This is a genomic window from Vibrio sp. Vb1166, from assembly GCF_033338695.1.
In the GTDB taxonomy this organism is placed as follows: Bacteria; Pseudomonadota; Gammaproteobacteria; order Enterobacterales; family Vibrionaceae; genus Vibrio; species Vibrio alginolyticus.
The window spans coordinates 117,187-130,007 of record NZ_JAWOTE010000011.1; the positions used below are offsets into that span (position 1 = coordinate 117,187).

Annotated in this window: 5 protein-coding genes; 1 reads left to right on the plus strand and 4 read right to left on the minus strand. The window is 47.2% G+C overall.

The genetic code is table 11. The annotated features are described in order from the left end of the window. Positions 1–26: 26 nt before the first annotated feature. The 3 genes from recD to recC all read right to left on the minus strand — a co-directional run bounded on the left by recD (position 27) and on the right by recC (position 9,667). Positions 27–2,174, minus strand: a complete 2,148-nt coding sequence (recD, locus tag R7E51_RS13270) for an exodeoxyribonuclease V subunit alpha (protein ID WP_206957685.1) — start codon at positions 2,172–2,174, stop codon at positions 27–29. Beyond that, entirely contained in the window at positions 2,174–5,848 is a 3,675-nt protein-coding gene (gene recB / locus R7E51_RS13275; RefSeq protein WP_201273790.1) for an exodeoxyribonuclease V subunit beta, read from the minus strand. The genes recD and recB overlap by 1 nt, the downstream gene beginning before the upstream one ends. A gap of 327 nt (positions 5,849–6,175) precedes the next feature. Next, entirely contained in the window at positions 6,176–9,667 is a 3,492-nt protein-coding gene (gene recC, locus R7E51_RS13280) for an exodeoxyribonuclease V subunit gamma (protein ID WP_206957686.1), read from the minus strand. Positions 9,668–9,919: 252 nt separating this feature from the next. On the opposite strand from recC, the gene R7E51_RS13285 reads away from it, so the two are divergent. Beyond that, the gene (locus R7E51_RS13285) at positions 9,920–11,743 is read left to right on the plus strand and encodes a DUF3413 domain-containing protein (RefSeq protein ID WP_206957688.1); all 1,824 of its coding nucleotides are present in this window, start codon (positions 9,920–9,922) and stop codon (positions 11,741–11,743) included. Between the two features lie 75 nt (positions 11,744–11,818). On the opposite strand, the gene R7E51_RS13290 is transcribed toward R7E51_RS13285, so the two are convergent. Continuing rightward, positions 11,819–12,793 carry a TDT family transporter gene (locus R7E51_RS13290; protein ID WP_206957690.1) on the minus strand — a complete coding sequence of 325 codons (975 nt, stop codon included), beginning with the start codon at positions 12,791–12,793 and terminating at the stop codon, positions 11,819–11,821. Between the last annotated feature and the right edge of the window lie 28 nt (positions 12,794–12,821).

The window sequence follows — 12,821 nt, forward strand, 5'->3', positions numbered from 1 at the left end:
CGAGCCATAAGCTCGGTCTTCTTGTTTTAGTTAGTAAGCCGCTGTACTAACCCACTCGCACGAGTGGTTTTCACCTTAATGCCTCGCTTCAGAACATTAAGTTCGGCGTAAAGAGCTAAACGCTTTTTCGCGCGGGTAATGCCTGTGTAAATCAACTCACGGGTTAATATCGTGCTAAAGTCTGGTGGCAAAATCATCAGGGTGTAATCAAATTCACTGCCTTGCGATTTATGGATGGTCATAGCGTAAGCCGTTTCATGTTCAGGTACTCGGCTTGGCAAGACCGATTTCACACTGCCGTCAGGTAACTCGAAAAAGACTTTCAAACGCGGTTCTTCTTCACTGTCATCTCGCATGCAAATACCAATATCACCGTTATACAAACCTAAACCGTGATCATTACGCGTAACCATGACGGGTCTGCCGTGATACCAAATTTCATCCTGAACTTGAATGAACTTGCGCGCCGCGAGCGCTTTCTCGATGCGTTGGTTTAGCCCAGCCACACCGAAGTCACCTTCACGGATCGCGCACAGCAATCGGCATTGGTTGAAGGTATCTAACACTGCTTTGGCTTTGTGCGTTAGCGACTCTAGCTCTCCGGTTTTAGGATCGGTTTCCTGTTGTCCAATGCGTTTGAGGTAACGACCGTATTCCTGCACCAACGTCTGCATCATTTGGTTGTAATGTTGACTACTTAGCGCGAAATGTTCGATGTCAGAAAAGTCACGCGCCCAGACGTTATCTACGCTCGCAGCAGAACCTGAGTTAACCGCTTTTGCCAACTGACCAATGCCTGAGTGAGTGTCAAATCGGTAGCTCTTTTGCAGCATACATAAACTATCGGCAATGCTAGATGCACTGTTACCCGTATGGGCTAAAGTATCGAAACCCGTCAGTTTTGCGATGGCTGACGCCTGCTCTTTGCCATAACCCAATGCATGGAACGAACAGATATCACCCAACACAGCCCCAGCTTCAACTGAGGCAAGTTGATCTTTATCACCTAACAAAATCAGCCGCGCATGTTTCGGTAAGGCATCGACCACTTTGTACATCATTGGTAAATCGACCATCGACGCTTCGTCGATAACTAAAATATCCAAATGCAGTGGATTTTGCTTGTTGTGACGAAATTCTGCACTATTAGGAATCGCGCCCAGCAACCGATGTAAAGTGCTCGATTCAGTCGGAATTTTGGCTTTTAGCTCCGGAGAAACTGGCAGTTCTTGCACCGCTTTACCAATGGACTCGGTTAATCGCGCCGCCGCTTTCCCCGTCGGGGCCACCAGCTTGATGGTTAGATTTTTCTCTTGCGTCGCCTGTTCAATCAAAGCAGCAAGCAATTTGGTTACTGTCGTCGTTTTACCCGTACCAGGGCCACCAGAAATCACAGCAAATCGACGAGTTAACGCAACCGCCGCCGCGACTTTTTGCCAGTTCACACAAGCTGAGAGTGGCACGAGTTCATCCAGTGTTTGCAAATCTTGAACCTTGCGCGCATTGCTAAGCACGGAATCAATCGCGTGCCAATCCAACGATTCGCTTGCGACCACATCAAGGTGATCACACACCAATTGTTGACGCAACACTTGGTTGCTGCTTCCCGCTTCTACTGCTTTGCCCAACGCGTTAAACAGAAAATGGTATTGGCGTGCGAACAGATGGTTGAGCAACTCCGATAATCGCGCAAACTCTTGTGGTTGCAAGTTAACTGCGGCGCCCAGCTGATTGAGCTTTTCCGCCAGTGTCACTTCATAATGCCAATAGCGATGCAGATACAGACGCTCACCATCGAACATTAAAGGCAAGGCTTCTCCTTGCGCGCCGACCACGCTGGAATTTTGTAATACTTGAATCCAGTCTATGCCTTGCAACTGTGTGTTAAGCGCCAATGCCGACTCACCAAACAGCCCTAGCTTACTGGCTAAATCCGTAGTTTGCCCTTGTGCATCGCACAGAGACAGACAGATATGTCCTTTACCAAGCTCACTACTGACAACACCAGCGATAAACGCCAGTGCTTGGCTGTCCGACTGTTCATCATGCGTTTGAGAATCAATAAAACAGGCGAATTGGTAGTCGAGCTGACGAATAGCACCTTTGTGCGCCAAGCGTTCCAACACTACCAATAGGCTATCTTGGTCAGAATGAAGATTGTGATTTGTCGTCATTAAAGTAGCTCCATCTGCCCGGCTTGAGTTGAGCGCGTTTCAAGTACTTGACCATCAATCAAACGATCCATCTCTTGTAAGAACTCGAAAGTTGGTTTCGCGGCAAAAATGCCGTGGTCACTCTGCCCATCCATGCCGCGCAAGAACAAGTAATACACGCCACCAAAGTGCTGTTCATAATCATAATTGGCCAATCGGCTGCGTAGGAAACGATGCAGGGCTAACGCATAAATCTGGTACTGCAAATCGTAGCGGTGATCTGCCATCGCCGATTTCAGAGCCTCACCATGATAGTGCGTCACATCGTCGCCAAGATGATTCGATTTCCAGTCAAGCACGTAGTATTTACCTTGATGTTCAAACACCAAGTCGATAAAACCTTTGAGCATGCCTTGCACGGTTTGGAAACCTAAATCCCCCGCTTTCGCCGACAACGGATCGTGACGTTGAATGACTCGGTTTAACGCCGGTGCAGACAAAACTTCAATCGGCAGCAAAAATTCCATCTCCACCAAACGTTGCGACGGTGCTTTTTGATTCAGCAGCAAAGACTTACCATCCAACGGCGTTGCGAGTACGGTATCAATCAATTGCTGTAAAATAGGTAGCCACTCTTCATCGAGCTGTTCGCTTTCCATCAAGCCAAGGATGATTTGTGTATTCTCTTCCGTAGTGGCTGGCTGAGTAAATTCAACTTCCTCAAACAAGCTGTGCAGGAACGTACCCGGACGCGCACCACGAGGGAAGGTAAAAATAGAGCGCTCTGGCTCCACCAAATCCGCTTCGTCTTGCTCTTCAGATGAGTCGATATCAAAACCCGTAATCTCAATCGTGGCATCATGCTCGGCGTGATGAGAGCCTTGCTTGACCAAGCCAGAATAACTGGTGATGCGCCAGTTTCTATCGATAGGGTTTTGCAGCTCTTTCGCGCTAAGATCGTGTATTTCTTCTTGTGGCGCTACGTACTTCTCTTCGAGTTGCTGCGGCGGATCGGCCACAACGACACAATCAAGCTCGTCTTGTTGCTTTGTTAAACCTTGTTGTAAATCGTTAATGCCACCTTCTTGACCATTTTGAATCAAATAGCCAATCGCACTGCGGTGTACACCAGTTGGCTCTTTGGTCGAACGGCCATTGCGCAAAGGTGAGGCACCGATAAAACACGCATACACAGCTCGCGTTAGTGCTACGTATATCAAGCGTAAGTCTTCCGCCAAACGCTCTTTATCCGCTTGCTTCATGGACGCATCGTTGCCAGTAATATCCAGTACCGTGCGGTCATTGGCTGCATCGTAATATTTGGCTTCACTGGCTTCTCGATAGCTGAACACAAACGGCAGAAATACGAGGTCATACTCCAAGCCTTTTGATTTGTGAATAGTTACGATCTGCACTAAGTTACGTTCCGATTCTAAACGTTGGATTTGGTCATCACTGCCACCCAAACCGTTTTCCGCATCACTGATAGACTGAGCGAGCCAACGCAGTAGACCGTGATCGCTGTCCAGTTCATTACTGGCTTGTTGAAGCAGTTCACCGATGTGCATTAAATCGGTAAGCACTCGCTCACCATTTTCACCCTGTGAACTCGCGCCTTCTTCTAGTAATCGCTCGGCAATATGGCGTTTGCTGATCACCGCCCGCAGCATCGGCAGCACACCACGCTGAACCCAAAGTTTGCGATATTCTTTGAATTCGTTTACGGCGTTTTCCCACACAATTTCATCGTTATTAAGTGCATCCAAACTTGCTGCATCAAGGGCAAACAGCTCAGAGGCAAGACTTGCACGCAGCGCACGGTCATTTTCTGGAGTCAGCACCGCTTGCAGCAAACGCTGTAGATCCTGCGCCACTGAACTGGTAAACACACTGTCTCGGTTAGACAGGTACACGCTGGCAATGCCTTGTTCAGCCAGCGCTTGTTTGATCATTCGACCTTCACTACCTGTTCGAACCAACACCGCGATATCGCCCGCTTGAACCGCTTTCTGTTTTTCGCCATTCACCAGACACGCTTGCCCCTGTTGAGCCTGCGTCAAAATAGTTTGGATTTGGCTTGCAGTCGCCTCTGCCATTCGAGTCAAATACTCGCCTTTTGGTAGCGGTTTATCGTCCGCTTCTTGCAACCAATAAGTCAGCGCCGGTTGCTTTTGGCCACCCATAGTCCAAATGCGTTTTTCGGCATTGGGACTGTACTTAACGGGTAAGAACGGAATATCTGAATCATAGATAAATGGACTGTCTGGCAAAGCAAATACTTGGTTTACCGCCTGCACCATATCTGCGCTAGAACGCCAGTTGGTTCCTAACGTATAGTGGGCACTTACTTGGTTACGCGCTTTGATATAAGTGAAAATGTCTGCGCCACGAAAGCCATAAATCGCCTGCTTGGGATCACCGATCATAAACAAACCACATTCCGGATTATTCAGATAAATACGGCTGAAAATACTGTATTGAAGCGGGTCGGTATCTTGGAACTCGTCAATCATTGCGACGGGATACAAAGTACGAATACGCGCCGCTAAAAGCTCGCTTTCGTCCGTATCGATAGAAGCAGAAAGTTGCGTCAGCAAATCATCGAAAGAGAGCCACTGTTTTTGATTTTTCGCGTTGGCCAGCATTGCACGACAATGCTCAATCGCATGAGCAAGCAGTGGCGCTTTTAAGCTGATTGGATTGGCAAGAAATGTTTCAATGGCTTCAAATACCGCATGCTGCGGCGCACTGCCTTTCGGTGTTTTTTCCAACAAGACGTTTTGCGCGAATTTCTCCAGCTTGTCTGGATAATCGTAACCTGTAGTTTCCGTTGCAGCCCAAGCGCTTACCGCCTCCAACCACGTCGGCAGAGACTTTTTGTTGTAACTTCTCGGATTTACATCTGAAGACGAAATCAGCGTTAAGAAGTCATCTTGGCTTTCTCGCCACTGTGCTTTTAATTCATCAATTTTTTTCAAATTTTCAGTATGAAGATCAGCCAAACTGCCTTTCATTGCTGGAACAGAAAGGCTTAACGGCGCACCAGTTAAGTAATTGCTGATGTCAGACAACAACGCAGATGGAGAGCTCCATAGCTGGCGAATTTCTCCAGCCAAGGTAAATGGCAACGGGTAGAAATTGCGGCGCCAGTAATCGGCTACAACTTGCGCTTTTAGGTGACTTTCATCGGTCACAAACTCGTTATTAAATCGGCTGCCAGATTCAAACGCATTTTGCGTTAGCATACGTTGGCAAAAACCGTGAATGGTGTAGACCGCCGCCTCGTCCATCTGACGCTCTGCCTGCAATAAAATTTCTGCGGCTTGCTTGTGATCGTCAAACTCATTAAGCAAAGGTTGGATCACCGGGTCGGAACTCTGTCCACGCGCAAACGCGATTCGCGCATCATGGATTCTTGCCCTGATACGATCGCGTAATTCCGCAGTTGCCGCTTCGGTAAAGGTTACAACCAGAATTTGGTCGACCGTAAGCGGTACGCGATGTCGAGTTTCCGCGCTGCCATGACCAAGCAAAAGACGCAGATATAAACCTGCAATAGTGAAGGTTTTACCTGTACCTGCTGATGCCTCGATTAACCTCGCACCGTGCAGAGGAAACGTCATCGGTTCTAGTGGCGTTGGTTGAGGTTGCTCTGTGCGGTCTAACGTATGTAGAGGACACTCTGCACCTGACATTTGATCCATAACGCTGAATCTCTCCGGATTATTTACTAGGACGTATCACCTAATAAATGTGATCTATAGTTAAAAATTCTATTAATATGTTTAACAAGTTGGATAATTTAGAGCTTTGTGAGATCTTTCTCACGGTTATCCATAAGACGTACCGTTAGTATGCGCCCCACGAGATAAGCCAAACCTTTTTGGCGGCACAACTCAAATGAATTAAACAAAAGTATCATGGTCCCTCTGACCTTGTGGCCGTACAGCGAACGCCCTACAAAAAATAATGATTTTCTGGCGGCCACCCTACTCTTCCTTCTCTTTATCCAGCTGTCTTTATTACGCTTTTACATCATCAGCGTCTTGAACCGCTAAGCGCGCACCTTGCAGTACTAATGCTGTCAGCAAACGAACTTCTGAGGCCAACTCATCATTCCAAGCAGGCCAAATTCGAGAGATGTACGCATTACTGCCTTCGCCCGGGCTCATGAAGCCATCATTGAATGCGTCAGCCATTTTCTTCAAAGATTTCTCTTCGTCATCGACCCACTGACCGCGGCTAAAGCCCGCTTCAACACAAGCCAACGCCGTTTTCGGGAAATAAGGCAAAGGCTTAGTCATGCCTTCGAAAAATAAGCGAACTAATTCAGTCAGTAGCTGTTTGGCATACTGCGCATCGGCAATTTCTGGGTAGATCAAATGCAGCGCGCCTTCTTTACGATCGTAACCAATGATGTGAGTTTTCTTAGCATGACCCGACGCCGACATGGCAAGGTGATCGATCCACGCTGCAAGGTAATCCTGCGATCGAATCTTACCGCTTCGATAGCGAATCAAACCGGATTGGTAGCATTGAGTTAGCCAACCTGTTAGGCGAACGTTTTTCTCTTCGCCTTCATTTCGCTCAAACAAGGAATCAAACGTCAGGTCGATTTCCAAATCGTCTTGAGGCGCACCAGATAAAAACGCCAGTTTATCCACCAGCTCTTCCGCCTGAACTCGGTTGGTTTCAAATTCGATATCACCAAACGCCCCCACCGGCAGTTTGCCTTGCGCGCGCTGTTGACTCATAAAGTGTTTAAGCACCTCTGTTTTTTTCTCTGGCGGCATCAATGTCGCTTCAAGCAAGGTTTCTAACAGCTCATCACGCATTTGATAGCTTTCCAAACCACCTAAAACAAAGGGTTCGTCGTCTTCCATCACCGGTAGTGGCGGTTCAAAGATTACTTTTAAACGACGATTGAAAAAATACTGCACTGGTAAACGCCAGAAACGTTGCAACTCGACTAAGTCGAGCTCAAGCGGGAACGTCGCTCCTAACAGATAGTCGTCTAATGCCCGATTAAAATCACGACGAACATAGCCTTGCGATTGACTACTTTGAGTCAATGCCGCTGGAATCCACTCTTTCGCGTAGCTGGCGTGCATGCCTTGGAACGCCCTTGGGCTAAACGGCACCATGGCGTGGGTATTCACCAACGCATTTAATAAGTTGTCGCCAGACTCATCAACGGGCAACGCTTCATCACCACTTAAACAATAGTTTTGGTGACAGTATTCCATCAGCTCAGAAACCAGAACCGAAGGCACTCGCTCGGTGTTGTCTTGGATTGAACGGCCAACATAACTGATGTAGAGCGTTTGCTGTGCAGACAACATCGCTTCGAGGAATAGGTAACGGTCATCATCTCGGCGCGAACGGTCGCCCGGCTTGGTTCTTCCCGTCATCAAGTCAAAGCCTTCTGGTGGCATGGAGCGTGGGTACACGCTGTCATTCATCCCCAGTAGACAAACGGTTCTAAACGGAATAGAGCGCATCGGCATCAGAGTACAAAAGTTCACTTGACCAGCAAGGAAGCGCTGGCTGACTCGTGTGCCAGATAATTTGTTTTGAAGGTATTGGCTGATGATCGACGGCGATAACGCATCATCAAATGCGGCATCAGCTAATTGCTCTTTGAGTTGGCTGAGCGTATCGCGAATGGATTTGAGCGCCATTTCGCCTTCTAACTCAACAGAGAAGAAATCATCCAGCAGTGAAACCAAAGTCTCTCGCCAACCATCGATAGTTTGAACATGAGAAAGTTTGCTTCGATAAGTGCTAATTTGTTGGATAAAGTGTGCCAACTTGCCCGCCAGCTCTGCGCCCATGCCTTGCACTTCGTTGTACGGAGACAAACTGCCTTGCTCGGTTTCAAACAAACCAGCGGATTCTGGCATCGCGTAGCCAAGCAACATGCGTTGAATACCAAATTGCCATGTGTTTTGACGAGTTTCCGGCAGTTCAAATTCGCGTCCGGTATTGGCATCCAACCCCCAGCGAATTCCCGATTCCTCAACCCATTGTTTGGCTTGTAAGAAATCATCTTCGCTGAGTTCAAAACGCTTTAATATCGCTGGAGTTTCCAGAAGTTCGAGTAGTTCTGATGCCAAACAGCGCGTATTGGGTAAGTTCACCAACTGCATAAATGCAGCCAGAATTGGGCTCTCTTGATCGGCGGTTCGGTCAGAAATCGAATATGGAATAAAACGCTCACCCGGCGCGTTACCAAAGACCGCCTGAATCGCAGGGCTGTAAGCGTTGATGTCCGCGACCATCACGATAATATCGCGCGGTTTTAACGTTGGGTCAGCATCGAACATCGCCAACAGTTGATCATGCAGCACTTCAACTTCGCGCATCGGGCTGTGACAAGCGTGTAGGCTCAGTGATTTATCACCCAAGCTAACCACTTGTTTGTGATGACTGTTTTCAATCTGTTGATCATCTTGATGTTCTTCAAGATTGAGAATATCCGCTTGCAATTGATGGAGCAGACTGTCGCGCTCAACATCAACAAAGGCTTCGATTTCATGAGATTCCAGCTGAGACAACAGATACATATTGTCGCGCCCGAGTTTACCCATGGATGCCAACAGACTGTTTCCGACCACATCGGTGTGCAGCTCATCGATCACATTATCTTCCAGTGATCCTTTCAGTTGCTCAGTTTCACCTTGCACTTCCGAGTGATCGTCCTGCCACACAACGTGCTGACGATGTTTCGCCGCCAAACGAGCCAGATATTTGCGATCTCGAACTTCACCCCAGTAATAACGACACGGGTTGGTGAACATCAGATGCACGTCGATGTGTTCACCAATTGCTTTTAGCGCATCCATATAGCGAGGCGGCAACGAAGAAATGCCAAAAACAAACAAACGCTTGGGTAAATGGTCAAAATTGCCGTTAAAACTCTCTAACGTGTCGATAAAGTGCTCATAAAGGTTGGCACGGTGATATGGAGACTGTCCTAATGACACAGTGTGATCATACAACGCTTGCCATAAGATCGGCTGCCACGGATGCTCATCTTCCAGCTCTGGCACACTCTGCCCAGCTTCCCAACTTGCGATCCATTCCGGACGATACACCAAGTAACCATCGAAAATATCGGCAATTTTCTCAGCCAGCTGATACAGCTTAGAGTGGTCAATGTCATCTTTGAGGTACTGCGCTAACGGCGAAAACACCTCTTGGTTGAGAAGCCCCGGAAGCAAATGCATCAACTTCCACGTCATCGCTTCTTTGTTAAACGCACTGCGTTTTGGCACGTCTGGCAATACCTGCGTAAACATTTCCCAAATGAAAGTCGCAGGGAGCGGAAAATCAATGTTCGCGGCAACACCAAACTCTTTGGCCAATTCCATTTTTAGCCACTGGGACATGCCTGGACTTTGAACCAGAATTTGTTCTTTTTCGAACGGGTTTTCCAGCGGACTGATTCGAATCAGTTCGACAAGGAGTGATTTAAGAACGTCAACTTGGTTGGAGTGATAAACAGTAAACAAATTGGGAATACCGAGCGCCGATTGAAACTGTTAGCTAGCTTAGCACAGCCCCATTTAAACCCGCAGTGATCTCGCGTTCGGAAAAAACAAAAGGTTATATATCACTCAAATAGAGTATGAATCTTCTGAATTTTCATATGTCAATCAAGTCTGACATTTCCATACAAAATGTGACATTCGTCGCAACTATTCCATAATAAAAAACACTGTTTTATACTCCCTCTACCCATAATTTATAAACAAACAAAAAGTATGTTTCGCAAACTGTCTTCCAACAGCGCTTGGCTGATTGCTTTTTTTGCTTGCTTTGCAGTGTACCTGTCGATCGCTTGTTATCCTTTTGTGTTGTCTAACAATCAGAATGAACCGCTAACCTTGTTGCAAGGTTACTATTTGGTTTCGACTCAATATGGCTGGCTGGGCTTGATCGCTCTTCCATTTATGTTGTTGAGTTTATTGCTCTCTTTTCTACCGACTCGAGCATTCAAAGGTATCGTGATCGCTATCGCGATCTGTCTATTGATCATGTTTAAAGTCGATATCCTCGTTTTTCAGCAATACAAACTTCACATCAACGCCCTATTAATCCGTATGTTTTTCGAAGGTGGCGGTGATGTCTTCGATATTTCTTGGATGAGTTGGCTTATCTTCGTCAGTGAAGTTGCCGTTCTGGTGATCGGGCTCGCCTTTACCGTTTGGGTAAGTAATAAACTGGCACAAAGCCGAGCTAAGTTCGTTTTGATCAGCGTTTGGTTTGCTGTATTGCTTAGCACGCAGATGATTCATGCGTACAAAAACGCACTTTACGACGATGAAGTCAGTCAGTTTTCGAATAACTGGCCACTTTACTACCCGCTGACGGCTCGTAAATTTATTTACAAACACAACCTAGTGGATGAGAACATTGCATCGAAGAACCGCGTAGAGTTAACCAACATTGAACGTAGCTCACTCAACTATCCGCTTGCGCCGATTCAAGTGCAAAGCAAAGAGAAACAACCCAATGTTTTGTTTATCTTGGTTGACGCGTGGCGCTACAGTGATGCGACGCCGGAAGTCATGCCAAATGTCAGTAAGTTCGCTGAAAAGACAGTGAATTTCACACAACACATGAGCGGCGGCAACTCAACTCAAGCGGGTATTTTCAGCCTGTTTTACAGCTTGCCAGCGACCTACTGGGAAAGCTTTTACGCAAGTCAACGCTCTCCTGTTTTTATGGATACGCTGCAAGCAGAAGGCTACCGCATGGGCATTTTTGGCTCAGCACCGCTCACCAGTCCGCCACTCTCTCGCACGGTATTCAAAAAAGTGTCGGATTTGACCCTGAAACAAACTGGGGAAACAGCTGTCGAGCGCGATCAGCAGATAACAGACAAGTTCATCGAGTTCCAAAAGCAGGAAAGCGACAAGCCGTACTTTGGTTTTCTGTTCTACGATGCCGCCCACGGCACGGTGTTTCCTGAACCTGAATTTGCGAAATTCAAACCATACTGGGAACGCGTTGACCACATTTTGCTCAACAACGATTTTGACGCTTCGCTTTACCACAATCGATACAAGAACTCGTTGTACTACATCGACAGCTTGATTGGTGATGTGCTGAAAAACGTCGACTTAGACAACACCATTGTGGTGATTTCATCAGATCATGGTGAAGAGTTTAATGACCATAAGATGAACTATTGGGGCCACACGGGTAATTACAGTGACGTTCAAGTGCATGTGCCTCTTTACGTGTACATGCCAAATCGTCAGCCAGAGCAAGTTGATTACCGCACGACCCATTTTGACGTCGTGCCAACCATGATGAATACGCTGTTTGACGTTCAAGGCACAACGAGTTCATACAGCGTTGGTCATAACTTGTTTGATAGCTCTGCCTCTCGCGATTGGTATATTGCAGGCAGCTACTACAACTATGCATTGGTCGGCAAAGAACTGATGCTTGTGGTCAACCCTGGCGGGCACTCTCAGCAACTGAATCGCCAGTTAAAAGTCGAGAAAGAACAGAAAGTTCCTGTCGATATCATTCGTCATTCTCTGGATGAGATGTCGCGATTTTACAAAAAAGGCTAGCGTCCAACATCGACGCCGATTGAAATAAAAAAGCCTCTTGGTTGTAAGACCAAGAGGCTTTTTCCTATCTGTTATTTAAGCGTGATGAGCGTGCATCAAGCGTGGCTGAATCAACAAGTTGTTGATGTATTGTAAGGCCACATAAGAGACAACAAATGTTGCCACAATCAACTCAAGACCAGCTAAGCCTCGCACTTGTTGAACATAGTGCGCAGCCAATCCTTGCAACTCCATCCAATTCGCCATTTTAAACAGCGCCGTCGCACCGATCACCATCGGGAAGGTAAACGCTGCATAGCCAGGGCTGAATGGCAGTCTTAACAATTTAAAGAAGGCTAAGTAGATGATGGCTGTCATCAATACCGCGATACCAAATAGCATAGCGATGATCACTGGTGATGGTGTCGCAGTGACCGTTAAGTACCCTGCCAATGATAGACTTGCTGGCGCTGCCATGATTGCCATTGTTGGTTTCGCTGCATCCGGAATTTCATGGGTGAACATGAAACGGTAAATCATCATCGGCAACATGATCGCGTACGCCACCATACCAAACATCAATGCACCTTGTGCCACTGGTGCTAACATCGGGTTGCAAGAGAAAGACACATCCGCAACGATGATACCCACAGGCGGTACAAACCAACTAGGAACCATGTGGTGCAATTCAAAATCTTTGGCGCGATGGTAAACAAAGCTCACCAAGAACACGATGTGCAAAACCACCGCAATCAGCCAAAGCGCATCGCCAGCTAATGGGTAAAAATGGCCGAGAGAGTTCGATACCACCATAGTGCCCATCGCAAATGTCGGAACCACGCTGCCCACAACCGGATGAGCAAGATCTTGTCTCAACAGATGATTATGTAGCAAAAACTTGGTTGCCAATATAGCCAACAATATGCTTGCGATACCCGCACTAATCCACTGTCCGTAGCCATGTAATTCGGCGAAGTTTTCCCAACTCCAGCCCAAGCTTGCAATACCAAGAGCCAAACCCGCCATTGGAGTTGGCGCTCCCATTACTTTTGCTTTTGTTCTTTGAATCATGATGACCTCAACCAGACTCACTCTTGAT